Annotated in this window: 3 protein-coding genes; all 3 read left to right on the forward strand. The window is 66.6% G+C overall.

The genetic code is table 11. From position 1 onward, the window contains the following. The first annotated feature begins 205 nt into the window (after positions 1–205). The 3 genes from C1N62_RS05250 to C1N62_RS05260 all read left to right on the forward strand — a co-directional run bounded on the left by C1N62_RS05250 (position 206) and on the right by C1N62_RS05260 (position 24,782). On the forward strand, positions 206–21,052 hold the full coding sequence (locus C1N62_RS05250; RefSeq protein ID WP_168195811.1) for an Ig-like domain-containing protein: 20,847 nt from the start codon (positions 206–208) through the stop codon (positions 21,050–21,052). Between the two features lie 162 nt (positions 21,053–21,214). Then, the gene (locus tag C1N62_RS05255) at positions 21,215–22,579 is read left to right on the forward strand and encodes a TolC family outer membrane protein (protein ID WP_137762635.1); all 1,365 of its coding nucleotides are present in this window, start codon (positions 21,215–21,217) and stop codon (positions 22,577–22,579) included. A gap of 52 nt (positions 22,580–22,631) precedes the next feature. Continuing rightward, positions 22,632–24,782: a type I secretion system permease/ATPase gene (locus C1N62_RS05260; protein WP_240775728.1), complete on the forward strand. Its 2,151-nt coding sequence runs from the start codon at positions 22,632–22,634 to the stop codon at positions 24,780–24,782. Positions 24,783–24,791 lie beyond the last annotated feature (9 nt).

Below are 24,791 nucleotides of genomic sequence, written 5' to 3' on the forward strand. Positions count from 1 at the left end.
GTTTATCAATGGTCAGGACATCACTGATTATTTTTATGTAGTGTTTATTTTTTGTTCTTTGTTGCCGTGCCGCACCAGATTGAGAAACCACAAAGCCACAGATTAAGTGGGCTTTAGTCAATTTTCCGCGCGTCCTACTCCCTGCTGTATGCCGGGCCACAGACACATGGAATTTTTTCACGACGATTTGGATAAGAGGCAGCATATGGCAACCGGACAGATCCTTTCCCGCAATGAAGGCACTTTCATCTCCCAGGTTTCAGACGGCTCCCAGACATTCTCCCTGACGGAGCCGAGCATTGTGCGCCTGAATGGCGTGCGCAGCATGGTCACCAGTTATGAGCGCGTCGGCAACGACCTGATCCTGCACATGCAGGATGGCACCACGGTGCGCTATCGCAGTTTCTTCCTGGAGGATGCCGCCGGTTACCATAGCGAGCTGGTGTTTGATGATGGCACCGGCCTGCTCGACCACGCCGTGTTTGCCGAGGCGGCCGCCCCAGCGGCCCCGCTGGCGCTGGAGCCGACCTTTGTCGCGCTCGATACCCTGGCCCCGCTGGAGTTTGCTGGCTCGGTCTTCACCCCGGCAGTGCTGGCCGGGCTGGGCGCGGTGGCGGTAGGCGGCGGGATTGCGATTGCCGCTGGCACCGGTGGCGGCGGCGGTGGCGGGGATGATGACGATGGCACGCCGGGTGCGACCCCCGTGTTGACCCTGACGCCCGCCGCGGGCGACAACCAACTGAATGCTGCCGAAAGCCAAAATGACCTGACCCTGACCGGCACCCTGCAAAACGCCCCGGCGGGCAGCACGGTACAGGCCACCCTGAATGGCGTTACCTATCCCGGCACCATTGGCGCGGATGGCAGCGTCTCGGTCACCATCCCGGCCTCCGCCCTCCAGGGCCTGCCGGATGGCACCAGCACCATTGGCGTCACCATCACCACCCCCACCGGCCAGACCAGCCAGACCACCATTCCGCTGACCGTTGACAAGACTCCGCCCACCCTGAGCGTGACGCCAATTGCTGGCGATGGCGTGATTGACGCCACCGAAGCCAGCCAGCCGCTGACCGTCAGCGGCACCGCCTCCACCAGCGAAGCGGGCCAGCCGGTCACCGTCAGCTTCAACGGCGTGACCTACAGCGGCACCGTGGCCGCCGACGGCAGCTGGAGCCTGACCATCCCGGCGGAGGCCCTGAGCGGGCTGGCCGATGGCGGCTACCTGATCACCACCAGCCTGAGTGATGCCGCTGGCAACACCACCACCCTGAGCCAAAGCGTGACCCTGAACGCCAGCGGCGCGGTACTGCCCACCCTGACCCTCAATCCGTTCACCGGCGACAACGTGCTGGACGCCACCGAGCGCCAGAGCGACCAGACCCTCTCCGGCACCACCAGCGGCATTGAGGCTGGCCAGCCGGTCACCGTCACCCTGAATGGCGTGACCTACAGTGCCAGCGTCGGCACGGATGGTAGCTGGAGCGTCACCGTGCCAGCCGCCGACTTGCAGGCGCTGGCGAATGGCACCACCAGCCTGACCGCCACGGCCGCTAACGCCGCCGGGCAGGGGGCAGCCGCCAGCGTGGAGCTGACCGTTCTGGTGAGTGGCAGCGAGCCAAGCGTGACCCTTAATCCGTTCGCCGGCGACAACGTGCTGGATGGCACCGAGAGCCTGAGTGACCAGCCGCTCTCCGGCACCACCAGCGGCATTGAGGTCGGCCAGACGGTCACCGTCACCCTGAACGGCGCCACCTACACCACTACCGTCGGCGAGGGCGGCAGCTGGAGCGTCACCGTGCCAGCCGCCGACTTGCAGGCGCTGACTGATGGCACCACCACCCTGACCGCCAGCGTCACCAACGCCGCCGGGCAGGGCGCAACCGCCAGTGTGGATCTGACTGTGGCGACGGGCGGCGGTGGTGAACCGACCGTGACCCTGAACCCGTTCGCCGGTGACAACGTGCTGGATGGCACCGAGAGCCAGATTGACCAGCCGCTCTCCGGCACCACCACCGGCATTGAGGTCGGCCAGACGGTCACCGTCACCCTGAACGGTGTCACCTACACCACTACCGTCGGCGAGGGGGGCAGCTGGAGCGTCACCGTGCCAACGGCGGACTTGCAGGCGCTGACTGATGGCACCACCACCCTGACCGCCAGCGCCACCAACGCCGCCGGGCAGGGGGCGAGCGCCAGTGTGGATCTGACCGTGGCAATCGGCGGCGGCGCTGAGCCGACCCTGACGCTCGCGCCGTTCGCCGGCGACAACGTGCTGGATGCCACCGAGAGCCAGCTTGACCAGACCCTCTCCGGCACCACCACCAATGTCACCGCTGGCCAGGTGGTGCTGGTCACCCTTGGCAGCAACAGCTACACCGCGGTCGTGGCGCAGGATGGCACCTGGAGCGTCAATGTGCCGTCTGCGGATTTGCAGGCGCTGGCGAGCGGCGACCTCACCCTGAGCGCGGTGGTCAATACCGCCAACGGCCAGCAGGCCACCGCCAGTGCGACCATCACGGTAGAGGCCGCGGCGGTCGATCCGACCCTGACCCTCAACCCGTTCACCGGCGACAATATCCTGACCGAAGAGGAGAGCAACAGCGCCCAGACCCTCTCCGGCACCACCACCGGCATTGAGGCCGGGCAGACCGTTACCCTCACCCTGAACAACAAAACCTATACCGCCACCGTCGGCGAAGATGGCAGCTGGAGCACCACGGTGCCAGCGGCCGATCTGGCGCTGATCCCAAGCGGTGACGCCACCCTGACCGCCACGGTCACGACGCTGGAAGGCACCGAAGTCACCAACAGCCTGCCGCTGGTGATCACCGCCAACGGGCCAGACCCGGTGCCGACCCTGAGCCTTGATCCCTTCGCGGGCGACAATGTGCTGAGCGGCGCGGAGAGCCAGCTGGCGCAGGCGCTGACCGGTACCACCACCGGCGTGGAGGCGGGCCAGACAGTCACCCTGACGCTGAATGGCGAAACCTACAGCGCGCTGGTCTCCGCGGATGGCAGCTGGCGCATTCTGGTGCCAGCGGCCGATCTGGCAGCGCTGGCGGCGGGCGAGCAGACGCTGGATGTCAGCGTCACCAACCTCAACGGCCAGCAGGCCACCGCCAGCCAGACCCTGACGGTCGAGGCCCCCGCTGAACTGCCCACCATCGCCCTGAATGTCATTGCCGGGGATAACGTCCTGACCAGCGGCGAGGCGCAAACTGAGCAGCTGGTGAACGGCACCACCACCAACGTCGAGGCCGGGCAGACGGTCTCGGTGGCGTTTGGCACCCTCTTCACCGTGCAGGCCACGGTACAGGCCGATGGCAGTTGGAGCGCGCCGCTGAGCGCCAGCCAGCTACAATCGCTGATTGGCGCCGGTGACAGCCTCGCCGTGACCGCCACGGTCACCGATCAGGCCGGTACGCCAGCCACCGCCAGCAGCAATTTGATTATCCAACCGGATGCTCCCTCCATCACCCTCGACGCCTTCGCGGGCGACAACGTGCTGAGTGGCGATGAGGCGGCCGTTGCCCAGACCCTCTCTGGCACCACCACCGGCGTCGAAGCGGGCCAGACCGTGACCCTGACGCTGGGCGGCAACAGCTACACCGCCGACGTAGGGGAGGATGGCCGCTGGAGCGTCGAGGTGCCGGTGGCCGATCTGGCCGGGCTGGTGACCGGTGACCTGATTGCCGCCACCGTCAGTAATCTGGCTGGCGTGCAGGCCAGCGCCAGCAACACCCTGACCGTCGATGCCGCGCTCCCCTCCCTGACGCTGGAACCTTTCGCGGAAGACAACATCCTGACCGATGACGAAACCGGCACCGCGCAAGCGGTGAGCGGCGCGACCACCGGCGTGGAGGCGGGGCAGAGCGTCAGCGTGACGCTGAATGGCCGCACCTACACCACCACCGTCAATGAGGATGGCAGCTTCACGGTTGACGTCCCGGCGGCCGACCTGCTGCTGCTCAGCAATGGGCAGGCGCTGCTGACCGCCACTGTCACCAACCTCGCCGGGCAGAGCACCAGCGCCAGCGAGCCAGTGACCGTGAACTTCACCACCGAGCGCCTGACGCTCGATCCGATCACCGCCGATAACCAGATCAACGCCGCCGAGGCGGCCGCGGGCTTCACCATCAGCGGCAGCGCGCCCGATCTGGCGGCAGGCACGCCAGTGACCATCACCTTGGGTGATCGCACCTTCACCGCCACGGTGAATGAGCAGGGCACCTGGAGCGCGCCGGTGGGGGCCAATGCGTTGGTCGGCCTGCCGGATGGCACCCAGACCCTGACCGTCAGCGCACCGGGCAGCGCGCCGATCACTGCTGACATCGGCGTCTTTATCCAGAATCAGGCCAACTTCAACGTGCAGGTCAACGCGCCGTTTGAAGACAGCGTCCTGACCGGCACCGAGGCGGCCACAGACCAGCTGCTGACCGGCTCCACCGGCATCACCGGGGCCGGGCAGAACGTGGTGGTGACCGTCAATGGTATCAACTACACCGCCACCGTCACGGAGGAGGGCAACTGGACGGTCAACATCCCGGCCGCCGCCCTGCAAGCCATCACTGGCGACACCAGCCAGATCACCGTGCAGGCCACCGACGTGGCAGGCAACACCGCCAGCGGACAGGCCAGCTTTGACGTGGCGTTCGGCAACGCGGTGGTGACGCTGGATCCGATCGCGGAAGATAACCGCATCAACGCCACCGAGGCGGCTGCGGGCATCAACGTCACCGGCAACGCCGGGGCGGAGGCCGCTGGCTTGCCGATTACCGTGGCCCTCAACGGCCAGAACTACAGCGGCACCGTCAACCCGGATGGCAGCTGGTCGGTGCCGATCCCCGCCACCGATCTGCTGAACCTGCCAGATGGCACCACCTCCCTGACCGCGACGCTGGCGGGCAACCCGCCAGCCAGCGTCGATCTGGGCATCTTTGTGCAGAACCTGCCCGCCCCAATCACCGCCACGCCGTTTGAAGATGGCGTGCTGGATGCGGATGAAGCCGCCACTGACCAGATCATCACCGGCACCACCGGCGTGGCCGGGGCAGGCCAGACTGTCAGCGTGAATCTGGGCGGCACCGACTACCCGGCCACCGTGGATGAGAACGGCAACTGGAGCGCCACCCTGCCAGCCACCGCGTTGCAGGCACTGCCAGAGGGCACCACGCCGCTGACCGTGACCGCCACTGACGCCGCGGGCAACAGCAACACTGCCACCACCAATGTCGAGGTGGATCAGGTGCCCGCCGCCATCACCCTCGATCCGCTCGGGGGTGACAACATTGTCAATGCCGATGAGGCGGCGGCGGGCCTGACCGTGAGCGGCAGCACCGCCGGGCTGGCGGAGGGCGATCAGCTGACCATCGCGGTCGGCGGCCAGACCTACACCACCCCGGTGCTGGCGGATGGCACCTTCAGCTTTGATCTGCCTGCCGAAGATGTGCAGAACTGGACTGGCAACCCGCTGACCCTGACCGTCACCACGCCGGATGGCGAAGTGACCAGCGTCGAGATTGGCAACTATGTGCAGAACACCCTCGCGCCGACGCTGGAGACGCCGTTTGGCGACAATGTGCTGACCGCCGAGGAGGCGGCGCTTGATCAGGTGCTGACCGGCACCACCGGCGCCACCGGGGCCGGGCAGGGCGTCACCGTGACGCTGGGCGACAACAGCTACACCGGCAGCGTGGATCAGGCGGGCAACTGGAGCGTCACGCTGCCCGCCACCGACCTGCAAGCGCTGGAAGATGGCACCGCCACCCTGACGGTGACCGTGACTGACGCCGGTGGCAACACCAACAGCACCGACTTCACGCCGACCGTGGCCGTCACCGCGCCGACCCTGACGCTGGACGCCATCGCGGGCGACAACCTGATCAACTTTGCTGAAGGCTCGGCGGATATCACCGTCAGCGGCACCTCTTCCGTCGACAACGGCACGGTCACGGTAACGCTTGGCACCCAGACCTTCACCGCCCAGACCGCGGCGGGGGGGGCCTGGAGCCTGACCATCCCGGCCGACACCCTGACGGCGGCGGGTGCCTTCCCGGATGGCACCTACCCGCTGACCGCCACCCTCACCGATGCCAATGGCAACGTCACCACCGCCACGCAGGATCTGGTGATCAACGCCGACTCCGCCTCCCTGCCCACGCTGACCATCGCGGGCTTTGGCAGTGGCGACACCGTGCTGGATGGCGCGGAGCACCAAGTGGCGCAGACCTTGAGCGGCACTACCACCAACGTTGAGGCGGGCCAGCTGGTGACCCTGACCCTTAACGAGCAGACCTACACCGCCACCGTGCAGGGGGACGGCAGCTGGAGCGTGATTGTGCCCGCCGACGCGGTGGCCGCCCTGCCAGCCGGGGCCGGCTCCCTGACCGCCACCGTCTCTGACAGCGCGGGCAACGCCGCTGACCCGGCCACCTTCGACTTCAGCGTCGAGGAGATCCTCACCAGCATCGCCATCGACACCATCTCCGATGACAACCGCATCAACGCGCTGGAGGCCAATGGCGACCTGATCGTGCAGGGGGCGACCACCAACGTGCCGGAAGATACGCAGGTGGCGCTGGCGCTGGGCGGCCGCACCTACTTCGCCCGCACGCTGGCGAATGGCAGTTGGAGCGTCACTGTACCGGCCGCCGATGTGCGGGCGCTGGGCGATGGCCCGACTGAGGTGGTGGTCACCACCACCGACGCGCAGGGCACGACCCTCACTGGCACGCTGGCGCTGACCCTCTACGTCAACCCGCTGCCGGTGGCGACAGTGGATACGCCGTTTGGCGATGGCTACCTTAACGCGCAGGAGGTGACGACCGATCAGGTGCTCACCGGGCGCACTGGCGTCACCGGGGCCGGGCAGACGGTGCAGGTGACGCTGAATGGCACCGAGCTGACCGGCACGGTGGACAACAACGGCAACTGGAGCGTCACGGTACCGGCGGCGCTGTTGCAGGCGCAGAGTGGCGATGTGGCGATCGCGGTGCAGGTGGCGGATGCCGCCGGTAACGTCAGCAATGCCCAGGCGACGGTCACCGTGGATACCACCGCGCCGACCGTGACCCTCAATGCGCTGGCGGGCGATGACATCCTCAACGCCGCCGAACAGGCCGTGCCGCTGGTGATCAGCGGCACCAGCAGCGGCGGCACCGCTGGCCAGACCGTCACTGTCGTCCTGAATGGCGTGTCATACAGCGGCGAAGTGCAGGCAAGCGGCAACTGGCAGGTCACGGTACCGGCCACCGATCTGGCGGTGCTGACCAATGGCGGCCTGACCGTCACTGCCACCCTGACCGATGCGGCGGGCAACCCGGCCACCGACAGCCGCGCCCTGACGGTCAACAACACCCTCGGCGGGCTGGCCTTTGATACCCTCTCCGGCGACAACGCCCTCAATGCCACCGAGGCGGGCCTGCCGTTGGTGATCAGCGGCACCGCCGTCAATGTGGCGGCGGGCAGCACCGTCACCATCACGGCGGGCGGGGAGACCTATACCGCACTGGTCACCAACACCGGCAGCTGGAGCACCAGCATCCCGGCCACCGCCTTTGCCGATGGCCCCAACGCCATCACTGCCACCGTCACGGACAGCGCGGGCACGGTGCAGAACGCCACCACCTCGCTGGATGTGCATGTCACCAACCTGCCGCAGGCGACCCTCGACCCACTGCCAGCCCTGAATGCCGATACCGCGCAGAACCCGCTGGTGATCAGCGGCAATACCGGCGTGGCGGGCGATGGGCAGTCGGTCACCGTGACCCTGAATGGCCAGACCTACACCGGGCTGGTGGCGGGGGATGGCAGCTGGAGCGCCACAGTACCCGCCGATGACCTGGCGGATCTGCCGGATGACGGCTACCCGGTCAATGTGACGGTGACAGACGTGGCGGGCAACATCAGCACCACCGCTGGCCAGCTGGTGGTGGACACCGCCGCGCCGGGGCTGTCACTGGATCCGATCGCCGGTGACAACATCATCAACGCCGCAGAGCTGGCGGCAGGCATCACCCTGAGCCTGACCACCGAACCCAACAATCTGGTGACCGCCACCATCAACGGGCAGGTCTTCAGCACCACCGCCGATGGGAATGGCGCGTGGAGCGCGCAGATCCCGCCGGAGGCGCTGGTCGGGCTGGCGGATGGCACCTATCAGGTGGTCGTCACCAGTCAGGACAGCGTCGGCAACGTCACCAGCGTGACCCAATCCTTCACGCTGGCGGCCACCGCACTGCCCACCCTGACGCTCAATGCCTTCGCCGTGGACAACGTGCTGGATGGCGCGGAGCGCAGCGTTGACCAGCTGCTGAGCGGCACCACCACTAACGTGCAGCCCGACCAGACAGTGACCGTCACCCTCGGCAGCCAGACCTATACCGCCCTCGTGCTGGCGGATGGCAGCTGGAACCTGACGGTGCCTGCCTCTGACCTGCAACTGCTGGCCGCGGGCGCGATTACGCTGGATGCCAGCGTCAGTGATCTGGCTGGCAACCCGGCCACCGCCACCACCGAGATCACCGTCAATACCGGCGTCGATTCGCTGGCGATTAACCTGCTCTCCGGCGACGGCTACCTGAACATCGATGAGGCGGCGGCGGGCCTGACGGTCAGCGGCGCGGCCACCGGCGTGACCGGTGGGGCGACAGTCACCGTCACCTTCAATGAGCAGACCTACACCGCCGAAGTGAACGGCGATGGCACCTGGAGCGTGGCGATCCCGGGTGACGCGCTGACCGGGCTGGCGGATGGGGCCTACACCCTGACCGCCACCACCCCCGGCAACGACGGCACACCGATCACCGCCAGCCAGGATCTCAATGTCCTGATCAATAACCCGCCGGTGATCGTCAGCGATCCGGCCTTCGGCGACGGCTTCCTGAACATCACCGAGGCGGCGAACGGCGCGACGCTGAGCGGCCAGACTGGCGTCACTGGCGTCGGGCAGAGCGTCAGCGTCAACTTGGGCGGGCAGACCTTCACCGGCACGGTGGATGAGAATAGCCTGTGGCGGGTTGATATCCCCTCCGACACCCTGCAAACCCTCACCGATGGGCTGGTGAACTACAGCGTGCAGGTGAGTGACGTGGCGGGCAACCTCGCCAACACCACCGGTGCCTTCACTGTTGACATCACCCCGCCGGGCCTCAACATCGGGCCGTTGACCGCCGATAACATCGTCAACCAGACCGAGGCGGCGGGCGCGCTGACCCTGAGCGGCACCTCCGCCGACATCCCGCGCAATGGCGCGCCGGGTGCGACGGTCAACGTGACGCTCAACGGCCAGTCCTACAGCGGCACCGTTACCGAGGAGGGCACCTGGAGCATCCCGCTGGAGCCGGGCGTGCTGGCGGGCCTGCCCAACGGCAGCTATGACATCGTTGCCTCCATCACCGACAGCGCGGGCAACCGCACCGAGGTGACCAGCAGCGTCACCCTCGCCACTGACCCGGCCAGCGCGCCGGAGCTGGTGTTCAACGTCTTCGCGGGCGATGACATCCTGAATGGGGCCGAGCAGAACACCGCCCAGACCCTGAGCGGCTTCGCCTATAACGTCGAGCAGGGACAACTCGTCACCCTGACCCTCAATGGCCGCACCTACACCGCCGAGGTGATGAGCGACAATAGCTGGAGCGTGCAGGTGCCAGCCAATGACCTGCGCCTGCTGACCACCGGTGACGTCACCGTCACCGGCACGGTGCAGGATGTGGCAGGCAACGTTGCCGACGGCGAGCGCACCTTTGAGGTGAACCTCGATCTGGGCGGCATCAGCCTTAACACCCTGGCGGGCGACAACCGCCTGAACGTGCAGGAGAGCGCCGCCGGGCTGGAGATCAGCGGCACCACCCAAGGCGTGGCGGCCAATACCCCGGTCACCATCACGTTGGGCGGCCAGACCTACAACGCCACCACCAACGATCAGGGCAACTGGTCGGTCATCGTGCCGCAGACCGCGCTGGTTAACCTGCCGGATGGGCCGCAGACCGTGGCGGTCTCCACCACCGATGCCGGTGGCAATCTGGTCAGCAACAGCAGCACCCTGACAGTGTTCCTGCAAAACCTGCCGCAGCCGACCATCGATACGCCGTTTGGTGATGGCATCGTCGGCAGCGCCGACGCCGCACTGCCGCAGACCCTGACCGGCAACACCGGCACCACCGGCGCGGGCCAGAGCGTCACTGTCACGCTGGGCGGCGTGCTCTATGACGGCACCGTCGATGAGAACGGTGTCTGGAGCGTCACCATCCCGGCCCAGACCCTCAATGGCCTGCCAGATGGGACGGCCAGCATTGATGTCACCGTCAGCGATCTGGGCGGCAACACCGCCAGCACCAGCATTCCGGTGCAGCTGGACTTCAGTGCGCCGCTGCTCACCCTGGACAGCATCACTGGCGATAACCTGCTCAATGCCGCCGAGATCGCCAGCGGCGTGCCCATCTCCGGAACCGGATCGGAGGTGGGGCAGTTGGTCAGCGTGCTGTTCAACGGCAATACCTACACCGCCGAGGTGCAGCCGGGCGGGGCGTGGAGCCTCACCCTGCCATCCACGGCACTGGCTAACCTGGCGGATGGCCCCTACACCCTGAGCGTCACCCTGACAGATGGGGCTGGCAACCCGACCACCATTGATCGGGTGGTAACGCTGGATGGCAACGCTGCCAACCTGCCAACCCTGACCATCGACAGCTTCGCCGGTGATGACATCGTCAACGGGGCCGAGTCGCGCACTGCCCAGCTGATCAGCGGCACTACCGAGAACGTGGAGGCGGGGCGCAACGTCCTGATCACCCTTGGCGCGGGCAGCTATACGGCGCAGGTGCAGGCGGGCGGGGTGTGGTCGGTGAGCGTACCGGCCGCCGACCTCGCGCTGGTCAGCAACGGCGCGCAGACCATCAGCGCCACTGTCACGGATCTGGCTGGCAACCCGGCCACCGCTACCCGTGACGTCACCTTCAACAACGCCGAGGGCGGGCTGAGCATCGACCCGGTCACCGGCGACAACCTGATCAACGCCGTGGAGGCGGCCGGGGCGATTGTCATCAGCGGCTCGAGCGCCAATGTGCCAGAGGGCGGGGCGGTGACCCTGACCTTCAACGGCAATGAGTACACCGCCACGGTTGGCCCACAAGGGGGCTGGAGCGTCACTGTGCCGGTGGAGGACACCGCGCTGCTGACCGACGGCAACCTGCTGCTGACCGCCACCGCCACCGATGCTGGCAACACCCCGCTCACCGCCAGCGTCACTGTGGGCGTGTTGGTGGATGTCCTGCCAGCGCCGACCGTTGACACACCCTTTGCCGATGGCCTGTTGAGCCGTGCCGAAGCCACCAACGTGGCCGGGCAGAGCCTCTCTGGCACCACCGGCATCACCGGTGATGGGCAGCGCGTCACTGTCACCCTCGGCGGCCAGACCATTACCGCCGACGTCGATAGCAATGGCACGTGGAGCGCCACCCTGCCGGCCAGCCTGCTGAGCGGGCTGGGCGAAGGCCCGACCACCGTGACGGTCAACGCCATCGACGCCGCGGGCAACAGCGTACCGAGCGAAAGCACCTTCACCGTTGACTTCACGCCGCCGACCCTGACGCTGCAACCGATCTCCGATGACAACGTGTTGGTCAACACCGACACCAGCACCACCGTTACCGGCTCCTCGGATGCCATCGGCCAGACCGTGGTACTGACGCTGTTCGGCGTGCCTTACCAGACCGAAGTGCAGCAGGATGGCAGCTACACCTTCTTCCTCAGCGGCCTGAACCAGCAGCCAAACGGTATCTACCCCTACAGCATCAGCGTGACCGATGCGGCGGGTAACGTTACTACCCTCAACGACGATCTGCGGGTGGCGCGTAACCTGGACATCGCCATTACCCGTGATGCCTTTACCGGCGATGATGTGATCAACGGCGCGGAAGTGCAGGTGCCGCAGATCATCAGCGGCAGCACCGTGGGCGTCGAGGCGGGGCAGATTGTCACCGTCAACTTCAATGGCACCGACTACACCACCGAGGTCACCGCCGGTGGCGGCTGGAGCCTGGTCCTGCCGCAGGGCGCGCTGGCCGGGCTGGCGAACGGCGACAGCGTGATCATCGCCACCAGCGTCAGTGACATCTACGGCAACACCGCCGCCCAGAGCGGCTCGGTCACTGTCAACCTGGATGTGGGCGGCATCGCCTTCGATCCGGTCTCCGGTGACAACTTCATCAATGCCAACGAGGCGACCGCCGATGTCACCCTGAGCGGCGTGGCCACCAATGTGGCCCAAGGGGCGATTGTCACGCTGGCGCTGGATGGCCAGAGCTACATCGCCGCGGTGGGGCCGAACGGCGCCTGGAGCATCACCGTGCTGGCGGCGGACGTGGCACGGTTGCCGGATGGCACGGTGCCGCTGACCGCCAGCGTCACGGATCTGGGCGGCAACCTGATCACCCAGACCGTTGACATCGGCGTGCACATCACCAACCTGCCAGCCCCGGTCATCAGCAGCCTGTTTGGTGACGGAGTGCTCAACAGCGCGGACGCCACCGAACCGCAGACCATCTCCGGCAATACCGGCGTTGCGGGCAACGGCCAGAGCGTGGATGTGGTGCTCAACAACGTCACCTACAACGCCGATGTAGACCCGGATGGCAGCTGGACGGTCATCATTCCGTCCGATGACCTGCAAGATCTGCAGGGTGGGCCAAACGCCGTGACCGTCACCGCGCGGGATGCGGCGGGCAACCTCAGCCAGACCACCGGCAGTGTCACGGTGGACTACACCGCGCCGGTGCTGGTGGTCAACCCGGTGAGTGATGACAACGTGCTGAATGGCGCGGAGGCGCAGGCCGCCTTTAACGTCAGCGGCACCACCGATCCGGCCGAGGCGGGCCGCACCGTGACGGTGCTGCTCAACAGCGTCACTTATCAGACTGAAGTGCAGGGCGATGGCAGCTGGAGCGTCACCATCCCGGCCGGCGCGCTGGCTGGCGTGACGGCGAGCAGTGTGGCGCTCTCCGCCAGCCTCACCGATGCCGCTGGCAACAACAGCACGGTGAACAACCCGCTGACGCTGGTGACCGGCACACCGCTGCCGCAGATCAACACCCCGCTGGGCGACAGCTACCTTGGCATCGCCGAGGCCTCCCAGCCGCAGATCCTGACCGGTAACAGCGGGGTGGCGGGCGCGGGCCAGACCGTGACCGTGACGCTCAACGGCGCGACCTACCCGGCCACCACCAATGAGGTGGGCGACTGGAGCGTGACTCTGGAGCCAGCCGTACTGCAAAGCCTGCCGGAGGGCATCCAGCAGGTGCTGGTGAATGTCACCGACGCCGCGGGCAATCAGGGCAGTGTGCAGAGCGCCCTGACCGTTGACTTCACGGTGCCGGTGCTCAATGCCACCACCATCAGCGGCGATAACGCCATCAACGCCGCCGAGTCCACCCTGCCAGTCACCATCAACGGCAGCACGGATCCGGCCGAAAGCGGCCAGCCGGTCAGCGTGCTGTTCAACGGCCAGACCTACACCACGCTGGTGCTGGGCGATGGCAGTTGGAGCATCGACCTGCCGGTCGAAGTGGTGCAGGATCTGGCCGATGGCACCTATCCCATCGAGGTCACCCTGACGGATGCCGCGGGCAATATCTCCGCGCCACAGACCCTGACCCTGACCGTGGATGCCTCGGACGCCAACCTGCCGACCCTGACCGTTACGGCGGTCGCGGGCGACAACTTCATCAATCAGGCGGAGGCGACTGGTGATGTCATCATCACCGGCAGCAGCACTAACCTGGAGGAGGGCCGTCCGGTCACCGTGACCCTGAATGGCCTGACCTATGGCGGCACCGTGGGCGTGGACGGCACATGGAGCGTGCTGGTGCCGCAGGCGGATATCGCCAACCTGCAAGATGGCGCGCAGACCCTGACCGTCACCTCCTCGGATGCCAGCGGCAACCCGGCCAACAACATCGGCGAGTTCACCGTGGCAGCGCAGGCCGCCAGCCTGCCGCTGATCACCCTCAACGCCGTGGCGGGCGATGGCATCATCAACACGCTGGAGGCGCAGGCTGACGTCATCATCAGCGGCAACAGCCAGCGCCTGCCAGAGGGCAGCCTGCTGACCGTCACCCTCAGCACCGGCCCGAGCTACCAGACACAGGTGGCCGCCGACGGCAGTTGGAGCGTGCTGGTGCCGCCAGCGGATGTGGCACTCTCCCCGTCGGGCACGACGCTCGACATCAGCGTCACCGCCACCAATGCCGCCGGTAACACCGGCACCGGCAGCGCCAGCGTGCTGGTGGATACCGCCACGCCGGTTCTGAGCGTGAATACCAGCGCCGGGGTCGATCTGGCGATCAATCAGGCCGAGGCGGCCGCTGGCCTGACGGTCAACGGCACCACCGAGCCGAACGTCAACGTCGCGGTGCAGTTCAATGGCACCACCTACAGCGTGGCATCCGGTGACGATGGACAGTACAGCGTGCTGATCCCAGCGGGTGACCTGCAACTGATCACCGCCAACGGCCCGCTGCCGCTGACGGTATCGATGGTTGATGCCAGCGGCAACACCAACAGCCAGAGTGTGGATCTGACAGTGGCCTTCAACGCACTGCCGACCCTGACCCTCGACACGCCGTACACGGATGGGCTGGTCAATATCACTGAGGCAACCAGTGACTTCACCCTGACCGGCAGCGTCACCAATCTGGCGGCGGGCAGCACGGTCAACGTCACGCTGGGCGGCTTCACCACCACCGGCACCGTCAACGGTGACGGCACCACCTGGAGCGCGCTGATCCCGGCTGGCAGCCTGACCACGCTGGGCGATGGCCTCTATGCGTTGCAGGTTTCTGCCACCGATGTCTATGGCAACGTGGCCTCCGCGGACACCAGCGTTGACCTGCTGGTGACCACCCAGCCGGCCATCGGCTTCAACCTGCTGTTTGGCGACGGGCTGCTGAATGCCGCCGAGGCCACCACCGATCAGGTGATCAGCGGCACCACCGGCCTCACCGGGCCGGGGCAGACCGTGGCGCTGACCCTCGATGGCACGGCAGTGGATGTGACGGTCGATGAAAATGGCGTCTGGAGTGCCACCCTGACCGCCGCGCAACTCGGCGATCTGGCGGATGGCACCCACACGCTGGCGCTGACCGCCTCTGACCGCGCTGGCAACAGCGCGCAGAACAGCGTTGATTTCGCCTCCATCGTTGACACCCTGCCAGCCCCGACCTTCGATGTGCCGTTTGGCGATGGCATCATCAATGCCGCTGAGGCGGCGCAGGGCGGGGAGTTCACCGGCACCACCGGCATTGTGGGTACGCAGACCGTGACGGTGAACATCAACGGCACGCTCTACACGGCGGACGTGGACACCGGCACCGGCGCCTGGCGGCTGGGGCTGCCGGCGGAGGTGCTGACCGCACTGCCAGATGGCCAGTGGCCGGGCACCGTGACGGTCACGGATGGCGCGGGCAACAGCACCACCATTGGTGGCTCGATCACCGTTGCCATCAATAGCCTGCCGCAGGCGACGCTGAATGCGCCGTTTGGCGACCTGCTGCTCAATAACGCGGAGGCCACGGCCGGGCAGACCCTGACCGGCGGCACCGGGCTGGCGAACCCGGATGGCACCGTGACGGTTACCGTGAGCATTGATGGCGGGGCACCGATCGCGGCAGACGTGGATGTCAACGGCTTCTGGAGTCTGGATCTGGCACCGGAGTTGCTGCTCGCGCTGGCAGATGGGCCTCACACCCTGAGCGTCACCGCCTCAGACTTCGCGGGCAACAACAACACCAGTACGCCGCTGACCTTTGTCGCCAGCCTTAGCGGGCCGGTACCAGAGATCGACACGCCGTTTGGCGATGGCCTGTTGAGCATCAATGAGGCCGCCGGGCCGCTGACCCTGACCGGTAACACCGGCGAGCCCGCACCGGGTGAGAGCGTGCAGCTGACGCTGGATCTCAATGGCGTGACCTACACCGGCACGGTGGCGGACAACGGCGACTGGACGGTGACCCTGCCAGCTGGCGCGCTGCGCAACTTGCCGGATGGCCAGCATGAGCTGGAGGTGACCATCACCGATCAGGCGGGCAACACCGCCACCGAGACCGCCACCTTCACCTCTGACCAGACCGCGCCACAGCCAGCCTTCTCCGTGGCCTCCGGCACCGGGATACTGGACAACGCCGCCGTGGCCAACGGTGCGACCTTCACCGGCACCACCGGCGAGATTGGTGCGGGCCAGAGCGTGGTTCTGACGCTGGGCACCCAGACCTACACCGCCACCGTGGATGAGAATGGCAACTGGTCGGTGCCGTTTGCGGCCGGTGAGCTGGCCTCGGTTGCACAGGGCAACCAGCCGCTGATCCTGACGGCAACCGATGCCGCCGGTAACAGCGCCACCATCAACGATGTGATCTTCGTCGATACCATCGTGCCGACCATCACGGTCACCGCCTTCTCAGCCGGTGACACCCTGGACTATCTGGAGAGCTTCGATACCCAGACCCTGACCGGGACTACCGCCAACGCGGAGCAGGGCGACACTGTCACCGTCAGCATTGGCAACCTCTCCACCACCGGCGTGCTGGCGGCGGATGGCAGCTGGTCAGTCAACCTGACACCGGCGCAACTGGCCGGGCTGGAGGCGGCGGGCGGCGTGATTAACGTCTCCATCACCGATCTGGCGGGCAACGTCGGCAACACCAGCCTGACCGTGGCGGTCGATCTCACCCCGCCGCCGGATCCGCTGCTGATTGTCGGCGCGGTCGGCGGTGATAACATCATCAACGGCGGCGATACCACCCTGCCGGTCACCGGCAGCTTCGCCAACCTGCCGCCAGACAGCACCGGCACCATTACGCTGACGCTGGCGGATGGCACCGTGATTGGCAGCGTAGGGATTACGGGGGCGGCGGGCGACTGGACGGCGCAGATTGACGCCACCCTGATCCCGGAGGGCAACGACACCCTGACCGCCACCCTGACCACCGGCGCGGGCCAGACCCTGACCGGCAGCGTTGACGTGCTGGTGGATCGCACGCCGCCAACGCTGGTGCTCAACCCGTTCACCGGCGACAACGTGGTGAATGCCAACGAGGAGAACAGCAGCCAGACCATCAGCGGCACCGCCTCCACCAGCGAGGCGGGGCAGATTGTCTCCATCACCTTTAACGGCACCACCTACCGGGCAGCGGTACAGGCCAACGGCAACTGGTCGGTGAACGTCTCGAGCGGGGCGTTGCAGGCGCTGGATGACGGCACCTACCCGATGGTCGCCACCCTCTCCGACGCCGCCGGTAACGTCACCAGCCAGTCGCAGGATGTGGTGCTGGACACCAGCGCGCCGCTGATCACCGTGGACGCGCTGCTGGGTGACAACATCCTGAATGCCGCCGACATCCTGATCGGCCAGGTGCTGACCGGTACCGCCGTGGGGGCGGAAGGGCAGACCATCGGCCTCTATCTGGGCGATGCCAACCCGATCGCCACCGCAGTGGTGCAACCGAATGGCACCTTCACCCTTGACCTGACGCCAGAGGTACTGGGCAGCCTGACCGAGGGGACGCTGGTGTTCGGCCTGCGCGTCAATGACGTGGCGGGCAACCAGACCGACGCCACCCTGACCGTCAACAAAGTGATCAATCAGGCGCTGAATCTGGTGGTAGATTCGGTGTTTGGCGACAACACGCTGAACGCGCTGGACACCACGGTGGCGCAGACCATCAGCGGGGTGGCGACCTCCGCTGGCGTCGGGGCGACGGTCTCCGTCAATCTGGGCGGCACCAACCTGACCGCGGCGGTCGGCCAAAATGGCCAGTGGGCGATTGTGGTACCGCCGAGCGTGCTGCAAGCCCTGACGGATGGCGATTTGGCGGTCAACGTCACCCTGACGGACGCCGCGGGCAACAGCCGCAGCGTCAGCCAGACCGTGACCACCATCATCAATAATGTGCCGGTGATTGGTGACCTGACCGGCCTGTTTGGCGGTGACAACCTGCTCAACGTCGCCGAGGCGGCGGTCAACCAGACCGTCAGCGGCGTGGTATCGGCGGCCACGGGCTCGACCGTCAATGTCACGCTCGGTACCCGTAACTATCAGGGTACCGTGGCGGCGGATGGCAGCTTCAACGTGCTGATCCCGGCCGTGGATCTCGCCACGCTGGCGGTGGGCAACACCAACCTCGGCGTCACCGTGGTTGACCCGGCGGGCAACGTCGCCTCCACCACGGCGAGCATCGGCGTCTTTAACTTGCAACCGACCATTACCCTCAACCCGATCTTTGGGAATGGCATCCTTAATGCCGCCGATGCGCTGGTGAACCAGACCATCAGCGGGGTGGTCGCTAACGCCGCGCCGGGCAGCACCGTGACGCTGGCGATTGGCAACAGCACCGTCAATGCCGCGGTGGGCAACAACGGCACCTTTACCGCCACCGTAGCGCCTGACATTCTGGGCACCCTGCTCGATGGCCCGCTGACAGTGAACGCCACCCTGAACGGGGCGGCGGGCAACACCGCCACCACCAGCGGGTTGCTGACAGTGGATGTCACGCCGCCGGTCATCACCCTCAACCCGCTGTTCGGCGATGGCCTGCTGAACGCCGCCGATGCGCTGGTCACCCAGACGCTGAGTGGCGTGGTCAGCGGTGCCGGGGCCGGGGCGCGCGTGGCGGTGACCATCGGTAACCAGCAACTGGTCACCACCACTGCGGCAGATGGCAGCTTTAACCTCGGTATCACGCCCTCCGTGCTGCGCACCCTGACGGATGGCAACCTCTCCGTGGGCGTGACGGTGACGGATGCCGCTGGCAACAGCAGCAGCACCAGCGGCACCGCGCTGGTCGGCATCACCAACTTGCCGACCTTGACGGTTGACCCGCTGTTTGGCGGCGACAACGTGCTGAGTCTGGTCGAATCGCTGGTGACCCAGACCGTCAGCGGGACAGTGACCAACGCGGCGGCGGGCACCACGGTCAACATCAACGTGGGCAACATCACCACCACCGCGGCGGTTGGCCAGGATGGCCGCTTCAGCGCCGCGCTGACGCCGGATATCCTCGGCACCCTGCTGAATGGCAACCTGACGCTCGGTGTCTCCCTGAGTGACCCGGTCGGCAACGTCGCCAGCTTCAGCACCGGGGTGCGCGTCGGCACCAGCCCGACCACCGTGCCGACCGTGACGCTGAATACCATCTTTGGTGATGGCGTGCTGAGCGCGGCGGATCTCAACACCGCCCAGACCATCAGCGGTACCACCACCAACGCGGCGACCGGTTCGAACATCAGCGTCACGCTGGGGGGTGCCACCTACACCACCACGGTGGGCAGTAGCGGCACCTGGAGCCTGACGGTGCCCACCAGCGCGCTGGCAACGCTCGCCAATGGCAATCAGGCGGTGGCGGCGACGGTGACCAACACCTACGGCAACACGGCCACCGCCAATGGCTCGGTCAGCGTCATCGCCCAGACCGCGCCGACCGTGACCCTGACCTCGGTGTTTGGCGATAACGCCATCAGCGCGGCGGACTCGCATCAGGCGCAGACCATCAGCGGCACCACCACCAACGCGGAAGGCTCCACCGTCCGCGTGACGCTGGGGACGCAGACCTTCACCACCACGGTGGCCTCCAACGGCAGCTGGAGCCTGTCGGTGCCGTCCACCACCCTGATTGCGCTGGCGGACGGCAACTATAACGTCACCGCCAGCGTCACCAACGCCGCCAACCTGACCGGCAGCAGCAGCGCCGCGGTGCAGGTGATCACCCACACCACGCCAACGGTGACGCTCAACAGCTTCTTCGGCGGCGACGGCTACCTGAACCTGAGCGAGGCCAACGCCGGGCAGACCATCAGCGGCACCTCCACCAACGCGGCGGGCGGCACCGCCACCGTCACTGTGGCCGGGGTGAACCACACCGCCACGGTGGCGGCGAATGGCACCTGGAGCGTCACGCTGGCACCGGCAGAGCTGCGCGCCATCAGTGACGGCGCGCACACGGTCTCGGTCACCCTGAGTGACGCGGCGGGCAACACCGCCGCCGCCAGCCGCGCCTTCACGGCGGATGTGCAGACGCCGCCGGAAGTGGGCGTCTACCCGCTTACCAGCCTGTTGGGCGTGCTGTTGACCGGCCTGACGGTGGCGGGCCCGACCCGTAACCTGGCGGCGGGCAGCACGGTCAGGGTCAACCTGCAAGGTATCGTGCAGACCGGTACCGTGGATGCCTTCGGTAACTACAGCGTCCACTACAGCGGCGGGTTGTTGACCCAAGTGGGGGTCACCCTGCTGTCAACCGTCACCGTGTCGGCCGTGGACGTGGCGGGCAACACGGCGGCGGTCACCACCTCGCTGCTGCTTGGCTCCCTGCTGAGTGAGCCGGCAGTGGCGGCCACCACGCTGGCGGCGGTCACCACCGATGACGTCTCGGCACTCTCCACCGAGGAGGCCGGTACGGTCACGCTTTCGGCCTTTAGCGTGGCGGCGGAGGGCGACAGCAGCCAGCCAGAGAGCACCCTGACCACGGCGCTGGCCACACCGGATACCAGCAGCACCACGGCGGAAACCGGCACGGCAGCCGAGGAGACGGCCTACTCGATTGGCGGCATGACCCTCGATCTCTCCACCAGCGGCGGCGAGGCGGTCGGTGGCAGCGGCAATGACACCATTGCGCTCTACACCCTCGACTTCTCGCACATTGATGGGGGCGCTGGCACCGACACCCTGTTGCTGGCGGGCACCGAGCAGCACCTCGATCTGGTGGCGCTCGGGCTGAAGGTGGAGCACATCGAGATCTTTGACCTCGGGCAGAGCGGCACCAACAGCATCACGCTGAACCTCAATGAGGCGCAGAACGTCAAGGATGCGCCAGCCGACACCCTGCTGATCAAGGGGGCGGATGGCAGCCAGGTCAACCTGGCGGGCGACGGCGGCACCTGGGCCAACACCGGTGAGCGGGTGGTCGATGGCATGACCTTCGACGTCTACCACAACAACACGCTGGACAGCAGCAACACGCTGGCCGATGTGCTGGTGCAGCACGGCATTCAGGTGCATCAGGTATAAGGAGCGGCATCGCCGGGGCGATGGCCCCGGCTGGGAAGAGAAAGGTCTGACGCAAGGGGCCGGGCACTGTCCGGCCCCGATTAAGTATGGAAAGCAGAGCGGCCGCCCGGCAGGTTGGCCGGGCGGTCAACCGAGATCACCGAATAGAGGGTAGCGTCGGTAATGACCAAAAAAGGCAGGCGTTGTGCTGGGATTGTGCTCAGCACGTTATGGGTAACAGGGATACTGGCGACGGGCAGCGCCCACGCCGAAACACAACCGGAATTCCAATGGCAGGCGGCGCCGACCGAAGAGGCGCGCGCCAGCCTCTCTTTGCGTGAGGCCATCTTGCGGGCCTTCGCACGCAACCCACAAATTGCCTCGGCGGCGGCGCAGATCCACGTCGGCCAGGGCGACCTCAAACAGGCGCGCAGCGCCTGGTTCCCACAAATCTCCCTCAATGCCGCGACGGGGCGCTCCAACCAGACCGACTCCGCCGGGCAGCTAAACAACAACGCCTCCGGCGGCATTGAACTGAGCCAACTGATCTATGACTTTGGCAAGACCGGCGGCAGCATCGATGAGCAGGAGCGGCTGACCGAGGCGTACCGCTACTCGCTGTTCAGCACCATGACCGACGTCGGCCTCAGCACGCTTCAGGCCTATTTGCAGGTGAAGCGCTATCAGGCGCTGGTGGTGGCGGCACGGGACAACATCACTTCGCTGGAGCGGGTGCGCGACACCGCGCGGCTGCGCGCCGACGCCGGGCTTAGCTCGCAGTCGGACGTGTTGCAGGCCGAGACCCGCATCGCCGGGATGCGCGCCACGCTGGAGCAGTACCGCGCCCAGCAGCGCTCCGCTGCCGCCCAGCTGACGGTGCTGACCGGCGTGGTCTCCGACAACTTGCCGGATCTGCCGCGCAGCCTGCTCAACCAGCAGGTGGTGCTGGCGCGCATCCCTTACCAGAACAGCTCGCTGGTGCGCAGCGCGCAGGCGCGGCAGGAGGCCGCCATCCAGCGGGTGCGCGCCCAGCAGGCGCAGCACTGGCCGACCATTCGTGTGCAGGCGGGCCGCACCCGCTATGAGAATGACACCCGCTCCTACTGGGACGATCAGGTGCAGCTGGTGCTGGACGCGCCGGTCTACCAAGGCGGCGCCATCAGCGCGCAGGTGGAGTCGGCACAGGGGGAGCGCGAGGCCGCGCAGGCCGAGGTGGAGAAGGCTAAACTTGACATTAACCAACAGGCCTCCACCGCCTATGCGGACATGGTGGGCGCGCAGCAGCGCCAGCGCGCCGGTGACGACCAGTACGCCAGCGCCATCCACACCCGCGATGTCTATCAGGATGAGTACAAGCTCAGCAAACGCAGCCTCAATGACCTGCTGACGGTGGAGCAGGATGTGTTCCAGGCGGACACCATGCGCATTGGCGCGCTCTATGACGGCTGGGACGGCACGGTGCGCTACGCCGCCGCCGTGGACAATTTGCTCGACATGCTGGGCATTGACCGGCAGCGACAGGCCGGCGACACCCTGCCAGCCCTGTGACCTTATTGCTTCGGGCCAGCGCAGGGCGCGCAGCCCGTGAATGGAGAGTGTGATGACAACAACAGCCTCAACGGACGCCTGGATCGCGGCGATGGTCCGGGCCGCCGAGATCTTTGGCAAGCCCGCCGATCCAAAATTTTTGCGCCAGCAGATGCGCTGGTTTGAGCAACTGCCCTGGAACCGCCAGCTCGACCGCCTGAGCGGCCTGATGGGATTGCAGGTCAGCATCATCAACCGCGACCGCGTGCGCTGGCGGCAGGAGGTGCTGCCAGCGATTGTGGTGCTGGAGCATGGCGGCACCGCGGTGATCGAGACGCTGGATGAGCAGGGGCAGGCCGGTTACTGGATGGAGGATGGCGGCGACATCATGCGTCAGGCCGATCTCTCCAGCCTGCTGTCGCAGGGCGACGGCAATGTGGTGCTGGTGGGCGTGGCGGCGCGCGGGCGCGACGGGCGCATCGATGAGTTCGTGCAGCCCTACCGCAAGCACTGGTTCTGGCACAACTTCCGTGGCACCGGGCGGCGCATCGCCGAGATCTCGCTCGCCTCGGTGGTGGGCAACGTGCTGGCGCTGGCCGGTATCCTGTTTTCGATGCAGGTCTATGACCGCGTGATTCCCGCCGAGTCCTTCCCGACTTTGTGGGTGCTGTTTGTCGGCGTGCTGCTGGCGGCGGCGATTGAGTATGGCATCCGGCTGATGCGCACCCGCGTCTCTGACCTGATGGGCAAGCGCATCGACCTCAAGGTGTCGTCGATGTTCTTCTCGCGCGCGATGGCGATGAAAAACGAGGCGCGGCCCAAGTCCACCGGCGCCTTTATCGCCCAACTGCGTGAGATTGATCAGGTGCGCGAGCTGCTCACCTCCACCACCGTCGGCGCGGCGGCGGACATGCCGTTCGTGCTGCTGTTCCTTGGCATCATGGCCTTTCTTGGCGGGCCGCTGGTGATCATCCCGCTGCTGGCGATCCCGCTGATCGTCATCCCCGGCCTGCTGATCCAGATCCCGATGGCGAAGCTGGCGCAGGAGGGGATGCGCGAGGGCGCGCTGCGCAACGCGGTGCTGGTGGAGTCGATCGAGGGGATTGAGGATATCAAGGCGTTGCAGGCCGAACCCTACTTCCAGCGCCAGTGGGAGCAGAACCACGACGTCGGGGCCACCATCGGCATCAAACAGCGGCAGTGGGGCGCGCGCCTGACCGGCTGGGCCTCCACCGTGCAGCAACTCACCTACGCCGGGATGCTGGTGTTCGGCGTCTATCTGGTGTTGCAGGGCGACATCACCACCGGGACATTGGTGGCCGCCAGCCTGCTCTCGTCGCGCACCATCGCGCCGCTGATGCAGCTGACAATGGTCTTCTCGCGCTGGCAGCACGCCAAGAGCGCGATGAAGGGGCTGGATGAGCTGCTGAAAAAGCCGCTCGACCGGCCAGAGGATGAAGTGCTGGCGCACTGCCCGGCGCTCAGCGGCCACTACCAGCTGAGCAACGTGCAGTACGCCTATGACCCGGAGCAGGGGCCGAACGTGATGGGCATCGGCAAGCTGGAGATCAAGCCCGGCGAGCGGGTGGCGATTCTGGGCAAGGTGGGGGCGGGTAAATCGACGCTGCTCAAATTGCTCTCTGGTCAGGCGACGCCGACCGGCGGCAAGATCATCATCGACGGCGTGGACATCACCCGCGTCGAGCCGGCCGACCTGCGCCGCCAGCTGGGCTACCTGTCGCAGGATTCGCGGCTGTTCTTCGGCACGCTGCGCCAGAACCTGATGCTGGGCTACCCACACGCCACCGATCAGGAGATGTTGCAGGCGCTGCGCATCAGCGGCGCGCTGACGATGGTGCAACAGGACGCCGCCAGCCTCGATCGCATCATCAACGAGGGCGGGCGCGGCCTCTCCGGCGGCCAGCAGCAGATGGTGCTGATCAGCCGCATGGTGCTGCGCAACCCGCAGGTGGTGCTGATGGATGAGCCGACCGCCTCGATGGATGAGCAGCTGGAGGAGTATGTGTTGCGCCAGATGCATACCTGGCTGACCGGCCGCACGCTGGTGCTGGTGACCCATCGCCCGGCGCTGCTGAAGCTGGTGGATCGCATCGTGGTGATGGACAACGGCCGCGTGGTGGCCGATGGTCCGCGTGACCAGATCCTCTCTAACGCCGCTGCTACCCAAGCCGCGGCCGCCAAAGCGCGCCAGGGCGCGGCATAAGGAGCCTGT

The sequence above is a fragment of the Nissabacter sp. SGAir0207 genome (assembly GCF_005491205.1).
GTDB lineage: Bacteria > Pseudomonadota > Gammaproteobacteria > Enterobacterales > Enterobacteriaceae > Chimaeribacter.